This window comes from Caballeronia glebae, from assembly GCF_001545035.1.
Taxonomy (GTDB): domain Bacteria; phylum Pseudomonadota; class Gammaproteobacteria; order Burkholderiales; family Burkholderiaceae; genus Caballeronia; species Caballeronia glebae.
In genome coordinates this window covers 1-23,873 of the sequence record NZ_FCOJ02000074.1, presented here as the reverse complement: position 1 = coordinate 23,873, position 23,873 = coordinate 1, and the positions used below count along the sequence as shown (strand labels likewise).

Below are 23,873 nucleotides of genomic sequence, written 5' to 3'. Positions count from 1 at the left end.
GGCAACGCGCTACTGCCCCAACAGGCTCTTCAGCGCGTTGCCGATTCCCCGCACCGTATCGCCCGCCCCGCGCGCGACGCCTTCCGCGCTCACGCCGAGCGCCTTCGCAAAGCCCGCCGCGAGCTTCTTCGAGAGACTCTCGCTGAGCGAAAACTTCGGATCACGCAGATCGCCGTCGAGCACGAAGTCGAGCTTGATCTGCTCCTTGCGGTCTTTGAGCGCGGCGATCGCGGCCTTCGTCGGAATCGAGAGAAAGGTGTCGAGCGCGTTGCCGTTATCGCTGATCTGCAGATGATTCAGCGTCAACGTGCCGGGCGCGTGGATGCGGTAATCCTTCACGGTCGCGTCGATCGTCATGTCGATGGTGCCGCCCGTCACCGCCGCCTTCGCGCCGGCTTTCTTCAGCAGATACGGGTCCAGCGTCGCGACATCGACGTTGCGCAGCGTCGCGCGCGTCTGCGAATCCTTATTCGCGACGATCATCCAGCCGCCCCACGTGACATTGCCCGTGTGCGACGGGCCCTTGATGGAGCCGGCCATCGAGAGTTCGATGCGGTCGGTGAGCGCGGGCAGATGAATATGATCGACGGAGGCGCGCGCATCGCCGATCAGCACGCGATACGGCGGGTCCTGCACGGAGCCGTCGAAAAACTCCATCGAGCCGCGCTCGAACGACACGCGATCGATGAGCTTTTCCTCCTGCGCGCGCGCCTGACGCTCCTTGCTGTCGGGCGTGGCATCGGCTTCGCGCGCGGTTTCCTTCAGGCCGGGCAGAATGCGCACGCGGCCGTCGGCTGAGCGCACGATCGACAGATAGTAGTTGTCGACACTCACGCTGCGCAGATGAATCGGCTTCGAGATGAGCGAATGCATGTCGACATCGAGCACGATGCGTTCTGCGCGCATCGCGTCGCTCGCGGGCCAGTCTTTCGGACCGCGCAGACGCACGCGCGAAAGCGTCACGTGGCCGAAGCCGACGTCGATCTCTTCCACCGAACCGTTCGGGCCGAGCGTCTCGATGATCCGCTCTTTCATCTGATGCACGACGAAAAACCACCCGCCGATCGCCACGACGACGAGCGTCACGACGATTCCGATTGCCCAAAGCGCTCCCCGCCGCGCGCTCGATCCCGCCATCTGCATGTGTCTCCGTGTCGGCTCGCCGAAAAACGCCGCTCGAAAAAAAGTGGCGACTGCGCCGTACACAGTCGCCACTTTTGTGCTCGACGTCGGTGCGCGTGCCCGCATTGGCGCGCGCTGTATATCATCTGACGTTTGGCCGCTTAGCGCGTGATCGGCTTGTAGCGCAGACGCTTCGGCTTCGCGCCTTCTTCGCCCAGACGCTTGCGTTTGTCGGCCTCGTATTCCTGATAATTGCCGTCGAAGAATTCGACGTGCGAATCGCCTTCGAACGCGAGAATATGCGTCGCGATGCGGTCGAGGAACCAGCGATCGTGCGAAATCACCATCACGGAGCCGGCAAATTCGAGCAGCGCGTCTTCGAGCGCGCGCAGCGTTTCGACGTCGAGATCGTTCGACGGTTCGTCGAGCAGCAGCATGTTGCCGCCCGAGATGAGCGTCTTCGCCAGATGCAGACGTCCGCGCTCGCCGCCCGACAGATTGCCGACGAGCTTTTGCTGATCGCCGCCCTTGAAGTTGAAGCGGCCGATATACGCGCGCGACGGCGTTTCGTACTTGCCGACCGTGAGGACGTCGGCGCCGCCGGAGATTTCCTCGAAGACCGTTTTGTCGGCGCCGAGCGCGTCGCGGCTCTGATCCACATACGCGAGCTTGACCGTCGGTCCCTGAACGATTTCGCCCGAATCCGGCTGTTCCTTGCCGGTCAGCATGCGAAAGAGCGTGGACTTACCCGCGCCGTTCGGCCCGATGATGCCGACGATCGCGCCCGCCGGAATCTTCATGCTCAGATTGTCGATGAGCAGGCGATCGCCATACGCCTTGCTGACGTTCTTGAACTCGATGACTTCATTGCCGAGGCGATCGCCGACCGGAATGAAGATTTCCTGCGTTTCGTTGCGCTTCTGATATTCCTGGCTGTTGAGTTCCTCGAAACGCGCGATACGCGCCTTCGATTTCGCCTGACGGCCCTTCGGATTCTGGCGCACCCATTCGAGTTCTTTCTTGATCGCCTTCTGGCGCGCGGATTCGCTCGATTCTTCCTGCTTCAGGCGGTCTTCCTTCTGGTCGAGCCAGCTCGAATAATTGCCCTTCCACGGAATGCCGTGTCCGCGGTCGAGTTCGAGAATCCATTCGGCGGCGTTATCGAGGAAGTAGCGATCGTGCGTCACCGCGACGACCGTGCCGGGATAACGCGTCAGGAACTGTTCGAGCCATTCGACGGATTCGGCGTCGAGGTGGTTGGTCGGTTCGTCGAGCAGAAGCATGTCGGGCTTTTGCAGCAGCAGCTTGCACAGCGCGACGCGGCGCCTTTCGCCGCCCGACAGATTTTCGATTTTCGCGTCCCACGCGGGCAGGCGAAGGGCATCGGCGGCGACTTCGAGTTGCTGCTCGGGGCTGCCGCCGTCGCTCGTCGCGAGAATGGCTTCGTACTTCGCCTGTTCGGCGGCGAGCGCGTCGAAGTCGGCGTCCGGTTCGGCGTAGGCGGCGTAAATTTCGTCGAGCTTTTTCTGCGCCTGGAAGACATCGCCGAGACCTTCCTCGACGGCCTGGCGCACGGTCTGCTGCGGATCGAGCTTCGGCTCTTGCGGCAGATAGCCGATGTTCAGGTTCGGCATCGGCGTGGCTTCGCCTTCGATGTCCTTATCGACGCCCGCCATGATCCGGATGAGCGTCGATTTACCGGAACCGTTCAGGCCGAGCAGACCGATCTTCGCGCCGGGGAAGAACGAGAGGGAGATGTCTTTCAGGATCTGGCGCTTCGGCGGAACGATCTTGCCGACGCGGTTCATGGTGAAGACGTATTGGGCCATGTTGTCCGTGTTTGATTGAGGGTATGAACGCGGCGCGCCTGAGTCGGCGCGCGCGAGGATGTCCGGTGGCGCGGATTCGCGCATTCCCGCCGCCGCGTCTCGCGCGGGCGGAATCAAATGGCATTGTACTTCGTGGTGCGATCCGTCACTGCCAGCTCGCGACGCCGCCGTGCCGTGAGCATGTGCCGCTGTGATGCTGGCTGAAGCTATAGGAGCCGTCGCGACATCGGGCCGTCGCGCCAGCGGGGGCAGCGCCCGACTGCGCATGCGCGGGCGAGTGGACAATGTTGCCGTCGCGGTTGATGTAATGGCTGTGGTTGTCGAGGTCGGATTCGTCTGGTTGCGGTTGGTACTGATGTTGATATCCGCGATAAGCGAAGGCGTCGGGTATCCATGCGACGCTCGTCGCGACAAGCGCGAAAACCGCGACCACGCGCAGCACGCTCATTGACGCGTGTCTCTGCATTTTCTTGTTCTCTCTCGTTGTTTTTATCGATCGCGCAAGAAAAAAGCGGAGTCCCTTTTTATCGGGCACTCCGCTTCGCGAGGCGAGCAGCTTGTCAGTTCTTGACGCTTAAACGTTGAACAGGAAGTTCATGACATCCCCGTCATGCACGACATATTCCTTGCCTTCCGCCCGCATCTTCCCGGCTTCCTTCGCGCCTTGCTCGCCCTTATAAGCGATGTAGTCATCGAACGAAATCGTCTGCGCACGAATGAAGCCGCGTTCGAAGTCCGTGTGAATCGCGCCGGCCGCCTGAGGCGCCGTGTCGCCGATATGAATCGTCCACGCGCGCACTTCCTTCACGCCCGCCGTGAAGTACGTCTGCAATCCAAGCAGCTTGTACCCCGCGCGGATCACGCGATTCAGACCCGGCTCGTCCATGCCCATGTCGGCGAGGAATTCCTGTTTGTCGGCATCGTCGAGATCGGCGATTTCCGCTTCGATCGCCGCGCACACCGCGACCACCGGCGCGTTTTCCGCTTCCGCGTGCTTGCGCACCATGTCGAGATGCGGGTTGTTCTCGAAGCCGTCGTCCTTCACGTTCGCGACGTACATCGTCGGCTTCGCCGTGATCAGGCAGAACGGCTTGATGAGCAGCAGTTCGTCCTCGGAAAGCGAAAGGCCGCGCACCGGCTTCGCCTGATCGAGTTGCGCGCGCACTTTTTCCAGCACGGCGACGAGCTTGATCGCTTCCTTGTCGTTGCCCGACTTCGCGGCCTTCGTATAACGCGACTGCGCCTTCTCGACCGTCGCCAGATCCGCAAGCGCGAGTTCCGTGTTGATGACTTCGATATCCGAGATCGGATCGATCTTGCCCGCGACGTGAATCACGTTCTCGTCCTCGAAGCAGCGCACGACGTGCGTGATCGCATCCGTTTCGCGGATGTTCGCGAGGAACTGGTTGCCGAGGCCTTCACCTTTCGACGCGCCGGCGACGAGTCCCGCGATATCGACGAATTCGACCACCGCCGGCAGGATGCGCTCGGGCTTCACGATTGTGGCGAGCGCGGTCAGACGCGCGTCCGGCACTTCGACCACGCCGACGTTCGGCTCGATCGTGCAGAACGGATAGTTTTCGGCGGCAATGCCCGCCTTGGTCAACGCATTAAAAAGTGTGGACTTGCCGACGTTGGGCAAGCCGACGATGCCGCATTGGAGGCTCATGGAATCCTTCGAACTGGTAAGACGGCGCGGGCCGCGCGAGTTTCGTCAAAAATGGTGCGCAAAGAGCGGGCGAGCGCCGCCCGCCGCGCTGCGGCCGCATCGGGCGGCCGGGCAAACAGCTATTGTACCGCCGCGCCGTCGCACCGAAGCGCCGCCATCCGTCGCCTTTTGCCGGCAAACCCGCTCGAACCCCACGGCTATAATGCCCGCATGACTCCGCATTCACTGAAATTTCACGCAGTCGTCGTCGGCGGCGGGCTTGTCGGCAAGACGGCTGCGCTCGCGCTCGCGCAATCCGGGCTGCGTACCGCGCTCGTCGCGTCGCGCGCCGCCGGACTGCCGCCGGGCGCCGCGTTCGATTCGCGTATCTACGCGCTGTCGTCGAGCTCGCAAGCGCTGCTGGAACGTCTGCGTGTATGGCAGGCGCTCGATCGCTCGCGTCTCGGACCCGTTTTCGACATGCGCGTGTTCGGCGATGCCCACGCGGAATTGCACTTTTCGGCTTTTCAGGCATCCGTGCCGCAACTCGCGTGGATCGTGGAATCGTCGCTGATCGAGCAATCGCTCGATGCCGCGCTGCGTTTCTCGCCGAGCCTCTCGTGGTTCGAATCGCGCGCGCAGGGCATGACGGTCGAGGCCGACGCCGCGCACATCGCGCTCGCGAGCGGCGAAATGCTCGAAACGGATCTGATCGTCGGCGCGGACGGCGCGCATTCGTGGGTGCGCGCGCAAATGGGCGCGAAGATGAATCGGCGCGATTATCGGCAAACGGGCGTCGTCGCCAATTTCAAGGCTGAGCGGCCGCACGGCGAAACGGCGTATCAGTGGTTCCGCGACACCGAAATCATCGCGCTTCTGCCGCTGCCGGGCGATCACGTGTCGCTCGTGTGGTCCGCGCGTACCGAACACGCCGACGAACTCCTCGCGCTCGATCCCGCGCAACTCGCCGCGCAAGTCGAACAAGCGACGCAAAACCTGCTCGGCACGCTCGATTGCGTGACGCCCGCGCAGGGCTTTCCGCTCGGGCTGCAGGCCGTCGACCGGCTGATCGCGCCGCGCGTCGCGCTCGTCGGCGACGCCGCGCATCTGATTCATCCGCTCGCGGGGCAGGGCATGAACCTCGGCCTGCGCGACGTGGCCGCGCTCGCGGATGTCGTCGCGAACAAGGAGTCGTTCCGCGATCTCGGCGATCCGATCCTTCTGCGCCGCTACGAACGCGCGCGCCGCGAAGACATCCAGAAGCTCATGTTCGCAACCGACAGCTTGCAGCGGCTCTTCGCCGTGCCGGGCACGCTCGCGCGCGCGGTTCGCAACACCGGCATGGCGTTCGTCGGCACGCAACCGCTCATCAAGCGCTGGCTGGTGTCGGCGGCGCTCGGCTGAAACAGTCCATCGACATTCCAAAGGCGCGACGCTCGCGCCACGCTTAAAGAGCGACTCACAGGAAACCGCATGAAAACCACCTTCAGATTTGCCCTCGCGACGGCCGCGGCGCTTGCCGTCACGCTCGGCCTCGGCTGTTCGGCGCAGGCCGACCAGACCACCGACAAGATCAAGTCGACGCTCGAATCGCGCATGGGCGACGCCACCATCAAGAGCATCGAGAAGACGCCGATTCCCGGTCTCTACGAAGTGAATCTCGGCTCGCAAATCGTCTATAGCGACGCGAGCGGCAATTACGTGCTGATCGGCGATCTCGTCGATACGCGCAACAGCAAGAACCTGACCGAGGCGCGGCTCTCGGAGACCAACAAGATCGACTTCGCGAAACTGCCATTCGAGAATGCCGTGAAGGTCGTGAAGGGTAACGGCAGCCGCAAGATCGCCGTGTTCTCCGATCCGAACTGCCCGTATTGCAAGCAGCTCGAAACGACGTTGAAGTCGATCGACAACGTGACGGTCTACACCTTCCTGTATCCGGTGCTGTCGCCCGATTCGACCGCCAAGTCGAAGTCGATCTGGTGCGCGCAGGATCGCGCGACGTCGTGGGAAGGCTGGATGCTCGACCATAAGGCGCCGAGCGCGGCGGCATCGTGCGATACGACCGCCATCGACAAGAATCTGAAGCTCGGCCGCTCGATGAACGTCACCGGCACGCCGACCGTGTTTCTCGCCGATGGCCGGCGTCTGCCGGGCGCCGTGCCCGCCGACCGGCTCGAAAAGGAACTGTCCGCCGTGCGCTGAGCGCGGTTCGAAACGAGGAAGGGAGGCGCGTCATGCGCCTTCTGTGTTTTTACGGTCTTGCTTTTGCGAAAGCGCAGCGAAAACAGGCAAGGCGTCGGGCGCGGCTCAAGCGCCCAGAACAAGAACAAGGACATCGAGATGACTACGCTCACGCAAACGGTGCAGCCCGTCCGCTACCGCATCGTTCCGAAAAATCCCGCCGCGCATCTCTTCGAAGTGACGCTGACCGTGGCCGTTCCCGATCCCGCCGGCCAGCGCTTCATGCTGCCGGTCTGGATTCCGGGCAGCTACATGATCCGCGAGTTCGCGCGCAACATCGTGACGCTGCAGGCATTGAACGCGGCCGGCCGCAAGATCGCCATCGAAAAGATCGACAAGCACGCGTGGCAGGCCGCGCCGGTCGATGGCCCGATCACGCTGCGCTACGAGGTCTACGCGTGGGATATGTCGGTGCGCGCCGCGCATCTCGATGACACCGTCGGCTTCTTCAACGGCACGAGCACGTTCCTCGCCGTGGAAGGGCAGACGAGCGCGCCGTGCATCGTCGATATCGAACTTCCGCAGGGCGCCGCGTATCGCAACTGGCGCGTCGCGACGGCGCTTGCCGAGGCGCGCGGCACGAAGCGCTACGGCTTCGGCGCCTATCAAGCGGCGAATTACGACGAACTCGTCGATCATCCCGTCGCGCTCGGCGAATTCGCGCTCGGCAGCTTCAGCGCGCACGGCGTGAAGCACGACATCGTGATCTCGGGACGCGTCGTCAATCTCGACATGAACCGGCTCGCCACGGATCTGAAGCGCGTCTGCGAAGCGCAGATCGCGCTCTTCGAGCCGCGCACGAAGAAAGCGCCGATGGATCGCTACGTGTTCATGACCGTCGCCGTGAGCGATGGTTACGGCGGGCTGGAGCATCGCGCATCGACGGCGCTGATCTGCAATCGCACGGATCTTCCGGTGCAGGGCCGGCCGGAAACGACCGAGGGCTACCGCACTTATCTCGGTTTGTGCAGTCACGAGTACTTCCATACGTGGAACGTGAAGCGCATCAAGCCGGCGGCGTTCGCGCCCTACGATCTGTCGCAGGAGAATTACACCACGCTGCTGTGGCTGTTCGAAGGCTTCACGTCGTACTACGACGATCTGATGCTCGTGCGCAGCGGCCTCATTTCGACGGCCGATTATTTCAGTCTGCTCGGCAAGACGATCGGCGGCGTGCTGCGCGGCACGGGGCGGCAGAAGCAATCCGTCGCGCAGAGTTCGTTCGACGCCTGGGTGAAGTACTACCGCGCCGACGAGAACGCGCCGAACGCGATCGTCAGCTATTACCAGAAAGGCTCGCTCGTGGCGCTGGCGTTCGATCTGTCGATTCGCGCGCAGACCGACAACCGAAAATCGCTCGACGACGTGATGCGCCTCCTGTGGCAGCGCTACGGCCGCGAGTTCTACAACGGCCGGCCGCGCGGCATTCCGGAGGACGACGTCGAGGCGCTCTTCGCCGAAGCAACTGGCGCAAACCTGCGCTCGCTCTTTCGCGACGGCGTGCGCGGCACGCGCGATTTGCCGCTCGATGCGCTGTTCGAGCCGTTCGGCATTGCGCTCGCGCCCGATTTGCCGGGCAACGGCGCGGCGCTCAAGCCTTCGCTCGGCGTGCGCGTGCGCGGCGGCGCGGACTGCGCGCTCGCGGTTATCCACGAAGGCAGCGCGGCGCAGAAGGCGGGATTGTCAGCGGGCGATGTGCTCGTCGCAATCGACGGCCTGCGCGTCACCGGCTCGAATATCGATGCGCTGCTGTCGCGTTATCTGCCGGGCGCGAAAGTGGAAGTGCACGCATTCCGCCGCGACGAGCTGCGCCGCACCGAAGTCAAACTCGACGGACCGGAAGTCGCGCGCTACGTGCTGACGGCCATCGACGGACGCGGCCCGTCGAAACAATGGCGCGAGCGCTGGCTGAAAGGCTGATTTCGGGTTGGCGCGGCGGATTGTCCTACCAGTGCAACAATCCGTCATGACCGCTGGGCTTTTTCCCGAACGTCGAAAAAAGAAGAATGCTACCTAACGGACGCCGAGGGCGCCCGAACCTCTCAGAGATAGGAAGCCATCATGACGACGATTCTGCAAATCAACTCCGCCGCCCGTTCGCAAGGCGCTCAATCGACGCTGCTCGCCGACGAACTGACCGCGAAACTGCAACAAAGCAACCCGGGCGCGAAGCTGGTCGTGCGCAATCTGCTGGGCGACACCCTGCCGCACCTCGACGACGCCACGCTCGGCGCGTTCTTCACGCCCGCCGATCAGCGCACCGCGGAACAAGCCGCGATCAACGCGAAGAGCGAAGCGCTGATCGCCGAGTTGCAAGCGGCGGACATCGTCGTGATCGCGGCGCCGCTGTACAACTTCGGCATTTCGTCGCAACTCAAGACGTATTTCGACTGGATCGCGCGTGCCGGCATCACGTTCACCTATACCGCGAATGGTCCGGAAGGTCTGGTGAAGGGCAAGAAGGTGTACGTGGTTTCGGCGCGCGGCGGCAAGTACGCGGGCACGCCGAACGATTCGCAGACGCCGTTCCTCACGACGTTCCTCGGCTTCCTCGGCATGACCGACGTGAACTTCATCTACGCGGAAGGCCTGGCCATGGGACCGGAAGCGGCTGGCGCGGCGTTGGCGTCGGCGCGTGAGGCGATCGCCGCGGTTTAAGCGTTTCGTATCGAAGAAAACCCCGCTGGTGTGCTCAGCGGGGTTTTTGCTTTCAGGCGAGCAATTCCGGCTCGGCGGGCAGACGCCAGTCGATCGGCTCACGCCCGTGCTTCGTCAGATACTCGTTCGCAAGCGCAAAATGGCCGCAGCCGAAGAATCCGCGATACGCCGACAACGGCGACGGATGCACCGCTTCCAGCACGCAATGCGACTTCCCGGCGCTTTCGATCAGGCCGCGTTTCGCCTGCGCGTGCGCGCCCCACAGCATGAAAACGAGGCCGTCGTGACGCTGCGCCATTTCGTGGATCAGCGTGTCCGTGCATTGCTCCCACCCGCGTTTCGCGTGGCTTCCGGCTTTATCGCGCTCGACCGTCAGCGACGTGTTCAGCAGCAGCACGCCTTGTTTCGCCCAGGAATCGAGGCAACCGTGCGCGGGCGCGGGAAACCCGAGACTCACGTGGATTTCCTTGAAGATGTTGCGCAACGACGGCGGCGGGCGCACTGGCGCGGGCACCGAGAACGCGAGGCCGTGCGCTTGCGGCGCACCCTTGTCCTCGCCGTGATACGGGTCCTGCCCGAGGATCACGACTTTCACGTCGGCCGGGCTCGTGAGACGCAGCGCGCGAAAGACATCGGCTGGATAAACCGTTTTTCCGGCGGCGCGCTCGGCATCCACGAACGCGCACAGCGCCGCAAAATGCTTGCCGTCGATGAATGGTTTCAGATGCTTGCGCCAGTCGGCGGGCAGGGCGTCGAACTGGCTTTCGAGCGTCGTGGCAGTCGACGACGCACCCGCGGTTTCGTTATCCGCGAAAAGGGAAGGTTGTTGGCTCATGCCCAGGCGTTGCGGATTGTGCTTTCGGGCTTTTCGCGCAGGAGATAACCGCGCTGGGCCTTGCTGAGATCCTCGGGATCGATCTCGGGAAATGCGCCGCGCAATTCCGCCGCGAGCATGGAAAGCGCGCTTTCCTCGCCGGATTTCAGCTCCAGCTCCAGCTCGCTGATCTCCCCGCGGCGCGTCGTGCCGTCGACTTCCGCCGTGATTTCGCCGATATCGAGCGCCACTTCGATCTGCGAGCCTTCGCGCTCGATGTCCCACAGCGTGCGCCTGAAATCGGTCTTGAAGAGCGCGACCAGTTCGGGCGCGGCGCGCTCCAGCGCTTCGCGCGCGGCGGCGTTGTCGCAGGCCGCGAGCAGGGCGTCGATTTCGAGCGCCTCGCCTTCTACCGGCAATTCCCACTCCTGCCGGTTGCTCAGACCCGCGACGCTTTTGCCGAGCGTCTTGTAGGTTTGCAGCCAATGCGCCGGCGTGCGGCGCAGGCGCAGCGCGGACTTCGCCTTCGCGAGCGCGCAGTCCGGCGTGTCGAAGTAGACGTTGGCAAGCTCGATCGGCTTGCCCGCGCCGGTGCGCTCGTCGAAGAAGCGCGCGATGTCGTCGTGTTGCGACGGCGCGAGCGCGAGTTTGAGTTCCCGTTCGATTCCCATGATTTTTAGAAGAACATGCGCGCGAGTTCCGCGCCAGGATCGTCGGCGCGCATGAACGCTTCTCCGACGAGGAAAGTATGCACGCGCATCGCGCGCAGCCGGTCGACATCGACGCGCGACAGAATTCCCGACTCCGTCACGACGATGCGATCGTCCGGCACCTGCTCCAGCATGCCGATGGTCGTGTCGATCGTCGTCTCGAACGTGCGCAGATTGCGGTTGTTGATGCCGATGAGCGGCGTCTTCAGCGTGAGCGCGTCGCACAGCTCGTCGGCGTCGTGTACTTCGACCAGCACCGCGAGCCCAAGCGAATGCGCGTACGCTTCGAGGTCCTGCATGTGCGAGAGTTCGAGCGCCGCGGCGATCAGCAGGATGCAGTCCGCGCCCATCGCGCGCGCTTCCAAGATCTGATACGGATCGATGATGAAGTCCTTGCGCAGCACCGGCAAGCCGCACGCGGCGCGCGCTTCCTCCAAGTACGCGACGCTGCCCTTGAAGAACTGCACGTCGGTGAGCACGGAAAGGCAGGCGGCGCCGCCCTTCTCGTACGAACGCGCGATATCGGCGGGCACGAAGTTCTCGCGCAACACGCCTTTCGACGGGCTCGCCTTCTTCACTTCGGCAATCACGGCGGCCTGATTTGCCGCATGTTTTGCGCGCAATGCGCCAACGAAATCGCGCAGGTCGCGCGCGCTGGCTTCGAGCTTCAGCTCTTCGAGCGGCGCGCTTTGTTCGGCGGCGCGGATTTCCTCGCGCTTGACCGCGATGATGCGATCCAGAATGTCACTCATATCGGCTTCCGTTATTTCTTTGCGAATTGCTGCGTGAACTTCGCGAGCGTCTCGACCTTCTCGCGCGCCGCGCCGCTCTCGATCGCCTCGCGCGCGGCGGCCATGCCGGTTTCGATCGAATCGACGACATCCGCGGCATAAAGCGCGGTCCCTGCATTCATTGTGACGATCTCGCGCGCGACGCCCGCCTTGTTGTTCAGCGCGCCGAGCAGCATGGCCTTCGATTCCTGCGCGTCCTGCACCTTCAGCGAGCGATTCGACACCATTTGCAGGCCGAAATCCTCGGGATGAATCTCGTACTCGGTCACTTCGCCGTTCTTCAGTTCGCCGACTGTCGTCGCGGCGCCGAGCGACACTTCGTCCATGCCGTCCTTGCCGTAGACGACGAGCACGTGTTTCGCGCCGAGACGCTGCATCACGCGCACCTGAATGCCGACGAGGTCTTCATGGAACACGCCCTGAAGCTGGTTCGGCGCGCCGGCCGGATTCGTCAGCGGCCCGAGAATATTGAAGATGGTCCGCACGCCGAGTTCGCGGCGCACGGGCGCGATGTTCTTCATCGCCGGGTGATGATTCGGCGCGAACATGAAGCCCATGCCGGTTTCGGCAATCGACGCGGCCACTTGTTCCGGTGTCAGATCGATGTTCACGCCGAGCGCTTCGAGCACGTCCGCGCTGCCGGACTTGCTGGACACGCCGCGGTTGCCGTGCTTGGCGACCTTGGCACCCGCGGCCGCCGCAACGAACATCGACGCCGTGGAGATGTTGAACGTGTGCGAGCCGTCGCCGCCCGTGCCGACGATATCGACGAAATTCGAGTTGTCCTCGACTTCGACGTGATTGGCGAACTCGCGCATGACGGTCGCGGCGGCGGCGATTTCGCCGATGGTTTCCTTCTTCACGCGCAAGCCGGTGATGATCGCGGCCGCCATGACGGGCGACATCTCGCCGCGCATGATCTGGCGCATCAGATGCAGCATTTCGTCGTGGAAGATTTCGCGATGTTCGATCGTGCGCTGCAGCGCTTCTTGTGGGGTGATGGTCATATCGTCAGGCCCGCTTTCCGGTCGAGGAGTTTTTCACGAAATTTTCGAGCAGCGCGTGGCCGTGCTCGGAAAGAATCGATTCCGGATGGAACTGCACGCCTTCGACTTCGAGTTCCTTGTGGCGCACGCCCATGATTTCACCGTCGGGCGTCCATGCGGACACTTCGAGACAGTCGGGCAAAGACTCGCGCTCAATTGCCAGCGAGTGATAGCGCGTCACGTTGAAGTGTTTGGGCAGATCGGCGAACACGCCTTTACAGTCGGTTTCGATCTGACTCACCTTGCCGTGCATGATGGTCTGCGCGCGCACGACGCGTCCGCCGAACGCCTCGCCGATCGCCTGATGGCCGAGGCACACGCCGAGAATCGGCAGCTTGCCGGAAAACTCGCGCAACACGTCGAGCGTGATGCCCGCGTGCTGCGGATTGCTCGGTCCGGGCGAAAGACAGATGCGCGTGGGGTCGAGCTTCGCGATTTCGTCGAGCGTGATTTCGTCGTTGCGATACGTGAGCACGTCCTCGCCGAGTTCGCCGAAGTACTGGACCAGGTTGTAAGTGAAGGAATCGTAGTTGTCGATCATCAGCAGCATGGTCTTGTCTCCTCAGAAGTCGCTGTCGAGGCCGTCTTGCACTTGCTCAGCGGCGCGCAGCACGGCGCGCGCCTTGTTCTCCGTTTCCTGCCATTCGGATTCGGGCACCGAATCGGCGACGACTCCCGCTGCCGCCTGCACGTAGAGATTGCCTTTGTGGATGACGCCGGTGCGGATCGCGATGGCCAGATCCATTTCGCCGCTGAAGGAGAGATAACCGACAGCGCCGCCGTACAGACCGCGCTTGATCGGCTCCAGTTCGTCGATGAGTTCCATCGCGCGAACCTTCGGCGCGCCGGACAGCGTGCCGGCGGGGAACGTGGCGCGCAGCACGTCGAAGTTGCTCATGCCTTCCTTGAGCTTGCCCTCGACCGAACTCACGATGTGCTGCACGTGCGAATACTTTTCGATGATCAGCTTGTCCGTCACCGTGACCGAACCCGTCTGCGCGATGCGGCCGACGTCGTTGCGCGCGAGGTCGATCAGCATCACGTGCTCGGCGATTTCCTTCGGATCGTTCAGCAGTTCGGTCGCGAGTTCGGCATCGCGCTCGGGCGTGTTGCCGCGCGGGCGGGTGCCGGCGAGCGGACGAATCGTCACGATGCGATCGTCGGCGCGCTTTTCCTGACGCACCAGAATTTCCGGCGATGCGCCGACCACATGCACTTCGCCGCCGAAGTTGTAGTAATACATGTACGGCGACGGATTCAGCGAGCGCAGCGCGCGATATAGCGAAAGCGGGTTGTCGCGGAACGGCTTGACGAGGCGCTGGCCGACCTGCACCTGCATCAGTTCGCCCGCCGCGATGTATTCCTTCGCGCGGCGCACGGCGTTCAGATAATCGTCCTTCTTGAACTCGCGAAACGTCTCGGTGCGCACGCTCGCCGACGTCACCGGCGGCTGAACCGTCACGCGCAGACGCGCCTTCAGTTCGCGCAGCCGATGCTTCGCCTTGGCATAGGCTTCAGGTTTGGTCGGATCGGCGTACACGATGAGATAAAGTTTGCCCGCGAGGTTGTCGATGACCGCGACTTCTTCCGTCAGCAACAACTGGATGTCGGGAAGATTGAGATCGTCGGGCGGCGCGCTGTGCGCGAGCTTCTTCTCGATGTAACGTACCGCGTCATAACCGAAGTAGCCGGCGAGACCGCCGCAAAAACGCGGCAAGCCCGGCCGCGTCGCGACCTTGAAGCGCTTCTGGAACGTTTCGATGAACGCTAGCGGATCGCCTTCATCCGTCTCGATAACCTTGCCATCGGTCACGACTTGCGTCTTGCCGTTCTGCACGCTCACGATCGTGCGCGCCGGCAAGCCGATGAACGAGTAGCGCCCGAAGCGCTCGCCGCCCACGACGGACTCCAGCAGGAACGAGTTCGCGCCGTTGCGCTCGGTCTGCGCGAGCTTGAGATAGAGCGAAAGCGGCGTTTCGAGGTCGGCGAGGGCTTCGGCGATGAGCGGAATGCGGTTGTAGCCTTCGTTCGCCAGCGATTGGAATTCGAGTTCGGTCATGTTGCGATCCTAGAGCGACGCGCGCTTTCACGGTGGCGCGGCATCGGGGAGTGCAGGGCGCTGCGTTCGGTCGAATCTCGTGATGATCGCATACGACGGCCCCGCCGCTTCGATTTGCCGAAGCGGAAAGGACGGCTCGCGGCACTACACGACGCGTGCCCGAGCGAGGCTCGATGTACGACGATTCAACGGAGACGGCGCGGGAACGCGCAGCGAAACAAAAAACGGATACTGAAGCGCGATCACGCGGGATGGCTTCAGCGGACCTCGGGAGAGGTTAGCGCCAGCGACGCCAGGGCCAGGCTCCCCGGTCGATGCTGCTCAGACTCCGTTTTCTGTTCAGAAACATGAAATGGATGGACTTATTCAGTCAGTGTGGTGTCAGGCGGCGCCAAGGTGGCGGCAATCGCCGATGCTGCGGTGCGCAGCGAAGAAACTATACCATCGGATTTCACCGACTGTACAGGCTTCCCATGGTTGTAACCGTACGGAACGGTCAAGGTCGCGAGGCCGGCGGCGCGGCCCGCGAGCGCGTCGTTTTCCGAATCGCCGACCGCCACGGTCTCGCGCGGCAAGACGTCCAGTCGTTCGCATGCGGTGAGCATCGGCAGCGGATCGGGCTTCTTGGCGGGCAACGAGTCGCCGCCGAGAATCACCCGGAAGAAATCTGCGATGCCGAAGTGCGCAAGCAACTCCACGGCGAACCGATGCGGCTTGTTGGTCACGCACGCGAGCGCAACGCCGCTTTCGCGCATTGCTTCGAGGCCTTCCTTCACTTCCGGGAAAAGCGTCGAGTGTTTGCCGTTGACCTTTGCGTATTCGCTTTGATAGATCGCGAGGGCGTCGTCGAACTGCGCGACCGCTTGCAACGGCGGCAGCCGCACCGCGAGCACGCTGCGAATCAGATTCTCCGAACCCTTGCCGACATATTCCGTGACTTCGTCGCGCGTAACCGGCTGTTCGATGGCGATGCGCGCGAGCATTGCGTTCAGTGCCGCGACGAAATCGTCGGCGGTGTCGACCATCGTGCCGTCGAGGTCGATGATCGCCGCGCGGATCGGGCGGTTCACGAAAGGCGATTGCGCCGCTGCGATCTCACTCATGCTTCGCTCCCGATGCGGCCTTCGCCAGCTCCGCGCGCATCGCGTCGATAACCGCTTTGTAGTCGGGCTTGCCGAAAATGGCCGATCCCGAGACGAACGAATCCGCGCCGGCCGCCGCGATTTCCGCGATGTTGTCGACCTTCACGCCGCCGTCGACTTCCAGATGGATCTCGCGGCCCGTGCGATCGCGATACGCATCGATGCGCGCGCGCGCCTCACGCACCTTGTTGAGCGCCTCGGGAATGAACGACTGCCCGCCGAAGCCCGGATTGACCGACATGATGAGCACGAGATCGACTTTGTCCATCACGTGATCGAGGTAATTCAGCGGCGTTGCGGGATTGAATACGAGACCCGCCGTGCAGCCGTGATCGCGGATCAGCGACAGCGTCCGGTCGATGTGATCCGAACCTTCCGGATGAAAACTGATCCCATTGGCGCCGGCCTTCGCGAAATCGGGCACGATGCGGTCGACCGGGCGCACCATCAGATGCACGTCGATGGGCACGTCCACATGCGGGCGGATGGCTTCGCACACCAGCGGCCCGATCGTCAGATTCGGCACATAGTGGTTGTCCATGACGTCGAAATGGATCCAGTCGGCGCCGGCGGCGACAACGTTGCGGACTTCCTCGCCAAGGCGGGAAAAGTCGGCGGACAGGATGCTGGGAGCGATGTGGAATTGCGCCATGGACGTATGCGGGTAGCGACCGAAAGCCGTGATTTTAACCCGCGTTTTCCTTGGAGTCTCTCGTCCGAATGGCCAATGTATCGCGCGCCAATGTCGCGGCACAACGCCATTCGTGTTGCGGGCGCCGCGCGCATCAAGCAGAATGCCAGACCAATAGCGGCGCGCCCGTGCGCCCGTGTCTGGCGGCGAAGCGGCCGATCGAACCGGAAATTGGAACTACGATGAGCCAGTACGAATTCAGCGTTTCCGTGCAGACGCGGTATCTGCCGGAGCAGTCCGACCCGGATAGCCGACAGTACGCATTCGCCTATACGCTGACAATCCGCAACACCGGCCAGGTCGCGGCGCAGTTGATCTCGCGGCACTGGATCATTACCGACAGCAACGATCACGTGCAGGAAGTGAAAGGGCTCGGCGTCGTCGGGCATCAACCGCTTCTGCCGCCGGGCGAGCAGTTCGAATATACGAGCTGGGCGGTGATCGCGACGCCGGTTGGCACGATGCGCGGCGAGTATTTCTGCGTGGCGGAAGACGGCGAGCGTTTCGAAGCGCCCATAGCGGAATTCGCGTTGCACATGCCGCGCACGCTCCATTGAGCGAAAATCAGCGGCCATCAGCGCGAATCAGCGCCGCTTCGCAGGATCGTTCGAGCGGTTCTGGTTCTTCTTCTTGCCCGACGCCGTCCATACGACGATGAAGATCAGCAAGGCGAGCGCCACGAGCGATTCGAGCGCGAAAATAAGCATTGGATATTCGTCTAACAGATCAGACATGGCGGTTCCCATCAAGAACGAGCATTGTATGCGCCTCGTGCGGCCGACCGCACGAGCAGCGGCCTGGGCCGCATCGATTGCAACGGCTGTCCTGCTCGCCTCGTGCGGAGGCGGCAATTACGTGAAGCCGGGCCCCGCCACGGCGAGCGGCACGCCGATCATTCCCGGACAACGCGCCGCGTCGCGCCTGACCGCGGTGAGCTGGCAGCAGGTGCCGGGCTGGCAGGACGATTCGCTGATCGGCGCGACCGCCGCGCTGCGGCAGAACTGTAACCGGCTCGCGCGGCAGGCCAACTGGCAGAAGGCGTGCGCGGCGGCGGAGCGGCTCGACGAGCTCGACATGTCGGCGGCGCGCAGCTTCTTCGAAGCCTATTTCACACCGTTTCAGCTCGCCAACACCGACGGCTCGCTCGACGGTCTCGTGACCGGTTACTACGAGCCGCTGTTGCGCGGCTCGCGCACGCGTCAAGGGGTGTATCAGTACGCGCTGTATCGCTGGCCGTATCGGTACAAGCCCGGTTCCGCGCTGCCCGCGCGCGCGCAACTCGAACGTTCGGGTGCGTTGAACGGCAACGAGCTCGTGTGGGTCGACGATCCGATCGAGGCGTTCTTCCTGCAGGTGCAGGGGTCGGGGCGTGTCGTCATGGAAGATGGCAGCGTCATGCGCGTCGGCTTCGGTGGCACGAACAACCAGCCGTATCGGTCGATCGGCAAGGAATTGCTCGATCGCGGCCAGCTCACACCCGCACAGGCGACGATGCAAGGCATCAAGGCATGGGCGAAGGCGAATCCGGCGCGTGTCGATGCATTGCTCGACGTGAACCCGCGCTTCGTTTTTTTCCGCGAGATGCCCGCGAACGAAACGATATCCGCGAGCCTGGGCGACGGACCTGTCGGCGCGCTCGGCGTGCCTTTGACGCCGGAACGGTCGATTGCCGTCGATCCCTCGGCAATTCCACTCGGCACGCCCGTTTTCCTTCAGACGACGCGTCCGCTCAGCAACCAGCCGATGAATCGTCTCGTGTTTGCGCAAGACACCGGCTCGGCGATCAAGGGCGGCGTGCGCGCGGATTATTTCTGGGGCCTGGGGGACGATGCCGGCGATCTCGCTGGACGCATGAAGCAGGGCGGAAGAATGTGGCTGTTGCTGCCCAACTCCTGACTTCGCCGGTTCTCCCGATAGCTTCGCAAAAGCTCGCGGCCATCATGGCTCGCGAGCTTTTTTGCTTCATGACGCCATGTTGCGCCGATCGATCACGCGCCGCGCCTTGCCGACCGAACGTTCGATGCCGTTCACCGCGAGCACGTTCACCACGGCGCTCACGCCGATCAACGACTTGATGTCGTATGCGAGCGCGGACTTTGCGCTTTCGAGCGCGGCTGTATCCGGCGCGGATTCCGGGCAGGGCTCGACGTTCAGCGTGAGGACGTCGAGCGGGCCTTCCTTGGTGAGTACGATCTGATAGTGCGGCGCGAGCACGGGACGCTTGAGCAGCAACTCTTCGATCTGCGTCGGGAAGACGTTGACGCCGCGCACGATCATCATGTCGTCGGAGCGGCCGGTGATCTTCTCCATGCGCCGCATGGTGCGGGCGGTGCCGGGCAAAAGGCGCGTCAGATCGCGCGTGCGATAGCGGATGATCGGCAGCGCTTCCTTCGTGAGCGACGTGAACACGAGTTCGCCGAACTCGCCGTCCGGTAGCACTTCGCCCGTTTCCGGATCGATGATCTCGGGATAAAAGTGGTCCTCCCAGATCGTCGGGCCGTCCTTGGTCTCAGCGCATTCCGATGCCACGCCCGGCCCCATTACTTCCGAAAGCCCGTAAATGTCGACGGCGTCGATGCCCATGCGTGTTTCGATCGCGCGGCGCATGTCGTTCGTCCACGGTTCCGCGCCGAAAATGCCGATGCGCAGCGAGCAGCTAGCGGGATCGATACCTTGCCGCTCCAGTTCATCGGCGATCGACAGCATATAGCTCGGCGTGACCATGATGATGTCGGGACGAAAGTCCTGAATGAGCTGCACTTGCTTTTCGGTCTGACCTCCGCCGAACGGAATCACCGTGAGTCCCGCCCGCTCGGCGCCGTAGTGCGCGCCGAGTCCGCCTGTGAAAAGGCCATAGCCATAGCTCACGTGAACCTTGTCGCCGCGCCGCGCGCCGGCTGCTCGAATAGAGCGCGCGACGAGGTTCGCCCAGTTGTCCAGATCCTGTGCCGTGTAGCCTACGACGGTCGGCTTGCCCGTCGTGCCCGATGACGCATGGATGCGCGAGACGCGATCCTGAGGCACGGCGAACATGCCGAACGGGTAGTTGTCACGCATATCCTTCTTCGTCGTGAACGGAAAACGGGCAAGCTCGGAAAGCGACGTGACGTCATCCGGATGGACCCCGGCTTCGTCGAACTTGCGTCGATATACCGGCGAATTCTCGTAAGCATGTTTGAGCGTCCATTTGAGGCGCTCGAGTTGCAGCGCCGCGAGTTCGTCGCGGCTCGCCTTCTCGATCGGATCGAGCGGCAGCGGTGTGGTCATTGCTGTCTCCTGGATGCTGACTTTGCGGCGCGGCTTTTATGCCGAGTACGCTATATGAACGAGTCTGTCACACGGCGATCACGTTGCCTCTGATCTGAGCCGACTTGCCGCGGAACATTGCGACCGGGTCGCCTTCCCGATTCGTCACGCGGATATCGTAGATGCCCGTGCGGCCGCTCAACGTTTGCTCGATCGCTTCCGCAGTCAATCGATCGCCGCCTTGCACGGGGCGCAGAAACTCGATGGAGCAGCCCGCCGCGACCGTGCTGATGTTGTACGAATTGCAGGCGAACGCAAACGCGGAGTCCGCCAGCGTGAACATCAGACCGCCGTGGCAAATCGCATGACCGTTGAGAAAGTCGGAGCGCACGTCCATTTGCAGACGCGCATAGCCGGGCCGAACTTCGACCAGCTCGATGCCGAGCGCGCGCGTGCATGCGTCCGCTTCGTACATGGCTTTTGCCGTGGCTTCCGCGAGTTGTTGTGGCGTCACAGAATTCTCCAGACCGGTTCGGTTCTCACAGACCTTCGAAGCGCGGCGCGCGCTTTTCCTTGAATGCGGCGACACCTTCGATGTAATCGGGCGAGGCACCCAGTTCGCGCTGAAGATCGCGTTCGAGATTGAGCTGCTGGTCGAAAGTCTTGTTCGCGCTCGCGCGGACCGCTTGCTTGATCGCGACGACCGCGCGCGCCGGTTGCTGCGCCAGTTGAGCGGCCAGTTGAGCGGCCGCCTGCTGCAACTCGGCGTCATCGACGACACGCCACACGATGCCCCATGCCTCGGCCTTTTCGGCGCCGAGCTTTTCGCCCGTCAGCGCGAGACCGAGCGCACGCGCTTCTCCGACGCGACGCGGCAAGAGCCACGTGCCACCCGAATCGGGCACGAGGCCGATCTTCACGAACGCCTGAATGAAGCAGGCAGAGCGCGCCGCGACGACGAGGTCGCACGCCATCGCGAGATTCGCGCCGGCGCCCGCGGCCGTGCCATTGACAGCGGCGATGACCGGCATCGGCATGGCCTGAAGTCTGCGCACAAGTGGATTGAAGTACTCGTCGATGAGATCGCCGAGATCCGACATCGAGCCGGGCGGGAAATCCAGATCCGCGAGATCCTGCCCCGCGCAAAATCCGCGGCCCGCGCCAGTAATGACGAGCGCGCGCGCGTTGCTCGCTTCGATCTCGGTGAGCGCGTGGTTCAACTGACGATGCATTTCGCGTGTGAAGCTGTTTAGCTTGTCGGGGCGATTGAGCGTCAACGTGGCGACGCGCGTCTCGACGTCGATGTGCAACAAGACGGACTTCTCTGTCATTACATTTCCTCTCTCGACGATTCCCGCCGCGGCGGAGTTCTCTGCCGCCATTCCTTACATCCCGATACTAGCCGCGCGGCCGCGAGCTTTCCATTAGGCCGGATGGCATAAGCCGTTTGCACGGCGATCCGGCCTTCGGACCTTTGTGTCGATCGGCTTATGCCGTCTGGCCAGCTTCCGCGGACGCGGCCTTCGGTGCAACATGGACCCGGCTTTGAACCACCCGGAAACGATTCGCGACGAATGCGGCATCTGAAAGCGCGGCGTTGGCCGCGGGGTTGGCGCCCGTGCCGTGGAAGTCCGAGAACGCCGCCGTCTGATTGACGAAAACGCCGCCCGTGAGGTTGATCGAAAGCGCGACGCCGCCTTCAATGGCTACGTCATGCGCGGCTTCGATCACCTTGTCGTCGGTGCTGTAGATTGAGAACGTCAACGCGCCGTGCGTGCGTGCGATCGAACCGGCGAGTTCGAGCGATTGCGTGGTCGAGTCGGTCGCGACGACGAACGAAATCGGGCCGAACCATTCTTTGGTGAATTTCGCTTCGTCGGTGCGCGCGTCGAGCTTGAGCATGAGCGGCGTGTGAACCCGGGCGTCCGGAAACGCCGGGTGCGTGAGGGACTGACTGTCGAGCAGGACGTCGCCGAGCTTGCGTGCCTCGGCGACGCGTTCCACGACGCCGTCGTTCTGAATAGCACCCGTGAATTCGACGGCGCGCGCCGGATCGGACGCGAGCTTTTCGACGGCGCCCGCGAGCGCTTTCGCGACGTCGTCGAAGCTCAGTTGGCCTTCGGCGGCGCGGATGCCATCGCGCGGCACGTAGATGTTCTGCGGCGCCGTGCACATCTGACCGGAATAGAGGGCGAGTGAAAACGCGATGTTGCGCGCCACGGCTTTCATGTCGTCCACGGAATCGATGACGATCTGGTTCACGCCCGCCTTCTCGGTGTAAACCTGCGCCTGATGCGCATTGCGTTCGAGCCAGGTGCCGTTTTGCGTGCTGCCGGTGAAGTCGATCAGCTTGATTTCGGGGCGCACGGCGAGCTCCTGAACCAGCGCGCCGTCGTTGGGTTCGGTGGCCAGCAGCGTGACGATATTCGGATCGAAGCCCGCTTCGCGGAGCACTTCACGCGCGATGCGCACGGTGATCGCAAGCGGCAGGATTGCGCCGGGGTGCGGCTTGACGATGACGGCGTTGCCGGTCGCGAGATCGGCGAACATGCCGGGATAACCGTTCCAGGTCGGGAACGTGCAGCAGCCGAGCACGAGGCCGGTGCCGCGCGGGACGATGGAAAAGCGCTTTTGCATCGCAAGCGGCGGATTCTTGCCTTGCGGCTTTTCCCAATGCGCTTCGGCGGGAATGCGGCGCAATTGGTCCCATGCATACGCGACGGCTTCGAGCGCCCGGTCTTGCGCGTGCGGGCCGCCGGCCTGGAACGCCATCATGAACGCCTGGCCGGTCGTATGCATCACGCTGTAGGCGATTTCGAAGCTGGCGCGGTTCAGCCGCGCCAGGATTTCGAGGCTTACGCCGACCCAGGCTCGCGGGCCGGCGGCGCGCCAGGCGGATTGCGCTTTGGCCGCGGCTTGGATCAGCGCATCTGGATCGGCTTTCGGATAGCTGATGTCGAGCGCGACGCCGAACGGCGACCGCTCCTTTCCGACCGTTGCGCCTGTCGCAGGCTGATCGAGTTCAAAGGTCTTTCCAAGATGGGCCTTGAATGCTGCCTCGCCATCGGCGCTGGCCGTTTCCCCGTACACTTTGGGACTCGGCATTTCGGCGAACGGGCTCCAGTAGCCGCGCGTTTCGATGGCTGCGAGCGCTTTGTCGAGCGTTGCTTCGTGCTTCGTGAATAGCGGATGTGTCATGGTCGCGAGTAGAGAACGAGGGAAAGGTGCCAGGCCGAATAATTAACCGACCGGTTGGTTGGTAATGGTAGCATTATCGAGATACGGTGACGAACGTCTTTTCATTAGGGCTTACCTGAGGATCCCAAGGAGGAGCGAATGGCTTACGAGAATCTGCTGGTCGAGACGCGTGGTCGAGTCGGACTGATTACGCTGAACCGTCCGAAAGCGCTGAACGCGCTGAACGACGCGCTGATGGACGAACTGGGCGTCGCGCTCAAGGCATTCGACGCCGACGAAGACGTCGGCGCAATCGTGTTGACCGGCAGCGAGAAGGCGTTCGCGGCCGGCGCGGACATCGGCATGATGGCCAGCTATTCCTATATGGATGTCTACAAGGGCGACTACATCACGCGCAACTGGGAAACCATCCGCACGATTCGCAAGCCGATCATCGCCGCGGTCGCGGGTTTCGCGCTCGGCGGAGGCTGCGAACTCGCGATGATGTGCGACATCGTCATCGCTGCCGATACGGCCAAGTTCGGACAACCGGAGATCAAGCTTGGCGTGATTCCGGGCGCGGGCGGTACGCAGCGCTTGCCGCGCGCCGTCTCGAAGGCCAAGGCGATGGACCTGTGCCTGACCGCGCGCATGATGGACGCGAGCGAGGCTGAGCGTGCGGGGCTGGTGTCGCGC

23 protein-coding genes are annotated in these 23,873 nt (G+C 63.1%); 7 read left to right on the top strand and 16 right to left on the bottom strand.

All coding sequences use genetic code 11. The features are described 5' to 3' along the window. Window positions 1-9 precede the first annotated feature (9 nt). The 4 genes from AWB82_RS32205 to ychF form a co-directional block, all read right to left on the bottom strand. On the bottom strand, window positions 10-1,137 hold the full coding sequence (locus AWB82_RS32205) for a DUF748 domain-containing protein (RefSeq protein WP_086973361.1): 1,128 nt from the start codon (window positions 1,135-1,137) through the stop codon (window positions 10-12). A gap of 146 nt (window positions 1,138-1,283) precedes the next feature. Continuing rightward, window positions 1,284-2,951 carry an energy-dependent translational throttle protein EttA gene (ettA, locus tag AWB82_RS32200; RefSeq protein ID WP_086973360.1) on the bottom strand — a complete coding sequence of 556 codons (1,668 nt, stop codon included), beginning with the start codon at window positions 2,949-2,951 and terminating at the stop codon, window positions 1,284-1,286. A gap of 145 nt (window positions 2,952-3,096) precedes the next feature. Then, window positions 3,097-3,399, bottom strand: a complete 303-nt coding sequence (locus AWB82_RS32195) for a DUF3761 domain-containing protein (RefSeq protein ID WP_086973347.1) — start codon at window positions 3,397-3,399, stop codon at window positions 3,097-3,099. 126 nt (window positions 3,400-3,525) lie between these two features. Further along, the gene (gene ychF / locus AWB82_RS32190) at window positions 3,526-4,620 is read right to left on the bottom strand and encodes a redox-regulated ATPase YchF (protein ID WP_086973346.1); all 1,095 of its coding nucleotides are present in this window, start codon (window positions 4,618-4,620) and stop codon (window positions 3,526-3,528) included. A 210-nt stretch (window positions 4,621-4,830) separates the two neighbouring features. Between ychF and AWB82_RS32185 the strand changes: the two genes are divergently transcribed. From AWB82_RS32185 to AWB82_RS32170, 4 genes are all read left to right on the top strand, one after another. Further along, complete coding sequence (locus AWB82_RS32185; protein ID WP_086973345.1) at window positions 4,831-6,003, top strand: UbiH/UbiF family hydroxylase; 1,173 nt, start codon at window positions 4,831-4,833, stop codon at window positions 6,001-6,003. 69 nt (window positions 6,004-6,072) lie between these two features. Continuing rightward, complete coding sequence (locus AWB82_RS32180) at window positions 6,073-6,804, top strand: DsbC family protein (protein ID WP_086973344.1); 732 nt, start codon at window positions 6,073-6,075, stop codon at window positions 6,802-6,804. A gap of 159 nt (window positions 6,805-6,963) precedes the next feature. Then, window positions 6,964-8,763 carry a M61 family metallopeptidase gene (locus AWB82_RS32175; RefSeq protein WP_086973359.1) on the top strand — a complete coding sequence of 600 codons (1,800 nt, stop codon included), beginning with the start codon at window positions 6,964-6,966 and terminating at the stop codon, window positions 8,761-8,763. A 141-nt stretch (window positions 8,764-8,904) separates the two neighbouring features. Beyond that, window positions 8,905-9,501 carry an FMN-dependent NADH-azoreductase gene (locus tag AWB82_RS32170; protein ID WP_086973343.1) on the top strand — a complete coding sequence of 199 codons (597 nt, stop codon included), beginning with the start codon at window positions 8,905-8,907 and terminating at the stop codon, window positions 9,499-9,501. A 52-nt stretch (window positions 9,502-9,553) separates the two neighbouring features. Here AWB82_RS32170 and AWB82_RS32165 read toward each other — a convergent pair whose 3' ends face one another. The 8 genes from AWB82_RS32165 to rpe form a co-directional block, all read right to left on the bottom strand. Further along, complete coding sequence (locus AWB82_RS32165; RefSeq protein ID WP_086973342.1) at window positions 9,554-10,336, bottom strand: uracil-DNA glycosylase; 783 nt, start codon at window positions 10,334-10,336, stop codon at window positions 9,554-9,556. Continuing rightward, window positions 10,333-10,986 carry a CYTH domain-containing protein gene (locus AWB82_RS32160; protein WP_086973341.1) on the bottom strand — a complete coding sequence of 218 codons (654 nt, stop codon included), beginning with the start codon at window positions 10,984-10,986 and terminating at the stop codon, window positions 10,333-10,335. The genes AWB82_RS32165 and AWB82_RS32160 overlap by 4 nt, the downstream gene beginning before the upstream one ends. 5 nt (window positions 10,987-10,991) lie before the next feature. After that, entirely contained in the window at window positions 10,992-11,777 is a 786-nt protein-coding gene (gene trpC / locus AWB82_RS32155; protein ID WP_086973340.1) for an indole-3-glycerol phosphate synthase TrpC, read from the bottom strand. Window positions 11,778-11,788: 11 nt separating this feature from the next. Beyond that, a complete protein-coding gene (trpD, locus tag AWB82_RS32150; protein ID WP_086973339.1) occupies window positions 11,789-12,823 on the bottom strand; it encodes an anthranilate phosphoribosyltransferase in 1,035 nt (344 codons plus the stop codon). A 4-nt stretch (window positions 12,824-12,827) separates the two neighbouring features. Further along, window positions 12,828-13,412, bottom strand: a complete 585-nt coding sequence (locus tag AWB82_RS32145) for an aminodeoxychorismate/anthranilate synthase component II (protein ID WP_086973338.1) — start codon at window positions 13,410-13,412, stop codon at window positions 12,828-12,830. Between the two features lie 12 nt (window positions 13,413-13,424). Further along, entirely contained in the window at window positions 13,425-14,921 is a 1,497-nt protein-coding gene (gene trpE, locus AWB82_RS32140; protein ID WP_086973337.1) for an anthranilate synthase component I, read from the bottom strand. Window positions 14,922-15,283: 362 nt separating this feature from the next. Further along, window positions 15,284-16,024: a phosphoglycolate phosphatase gene (locus AWB82_RS32135; RefSeq protein WP_086973336.1), complete on the bottom strand. Its 741-nt coding sequence runs from the start codon at window positions 16,022-16,024 to the stop codon at window positions 15,284-15,286. Beyond that, a complete protein-coding gene (rpe, locus tag AWB82_RS32130; protein ID WP_086973335.1) occupies window positions 16,017-16,715 on the bottom strand; it encodes a ribulose-phosphate 3-epimerase in 699 nt (232 codons plus the stop codon). The genes AWB82_RS32135 and rpe overlap by 8 nt, the downstream gene beginning before the upstream one ends. 221 nt (window positions 16,716-16,936) lie before the next feature. Here rpe and apaG point away from each other — a divergent pair, with 221 nt between their 5' ends. Then, on the top strand, window positions 16,937-17,311 hold the full coding sequence (gene apaG / locus AWB82_RS32125; RefSeq protein ID WP_086973358.1) for a Co2+/Mg2+ efflux protein ApaG: 375 nt from the start codon (window positions 16,937-16,939) through the stop codon (window positions 17,309-17,311). A gap of 97 nt (window positions 17,312-17,408) precedes the next feature. Next, window positions 17,409-18,650 (top strand): murein transglycosylase A, encoded by a 1,242-nt coding sequence (gene mltA, locus AWB82_RS32120; protein ID WP_200818243.1) that lies wholly within the window; start codon window positions 17,409-17,411, stop codon window positions 18,648-18,650. Between the two features lie 66 nt (window positions 18,651-18,716). On the opposite strand, the gene paaK is transcribed toward mltA, so the two are convergent. From paaK to paaN, 4 genes are all read right to left on the bottom strand, one after another. After that, the gene (gene paaK / locus AWB82_RS32115; protein ID WP_086973333.1) at window positions 18,717-20,021 is read right to left on the bottom strand and encodes a phenylacetate--CoA ligase PaaK; all 1,305 of its coding nucleotides are present in this window, start codon (window positions 20,019-20,021) and stop codon (window positions 18,717-18,719) included. Window positions 20,022-20,088: 67 nt separating this feature from the next. Then, on the bottom strand, window positions 20,089-20,475 hold the full coding sequence (gene paaI / locus AWB82_RS32110) for a hydroxyphenylacetyl-CoA thioesterase PaaI (protein ID WP_235023524.1): 387 nt from the start codon (window positions 20,473-20,475) through the stop codon (window positions 20,089-20,091). Window positions 20,476-20,539: 64 nt separating this feature from the next. Next, window positions 20,540-21,331, bottom strand: a complete 792-nt coding sequence (gene paaG / locus AWB82_RS32105; protein WP_086973332.1) for a 2-(1,2-epoxy-1,2-dihydrophenyl)acetyl-CoA isomerase PaaG — start codon at window positions 21,329-21,331, stop codon at window positions 20,540-20,542. Window positions 21,332-21,488: 157 nt separating this feature from the next. Next, window positions 21,489-23,198 (bottom strand): phenylacetic acid degradation protein PaaN, encoded by a 1,710-nt coding sequence (gene paaN, locus AWB82_RS32100; protein ID WP_086973331.1) that lies wholly within the window; start codon window positions 23,196-23,198, stop codon window positions 21,489-21,491. Window positions 23,199-23,336: 138 nt separating this feature from the next. Between paaN and AWB82_RS32095 the strand changes: the two genes are divergently transcribed. After that, the coding region (locus AWB82_RS32095) for an enoyl-CoA hydratase-related protein (protein WP_086973330.1) at window positions 23,337-23,873 on the top strand (537 nt) is incomplete at its 3' end.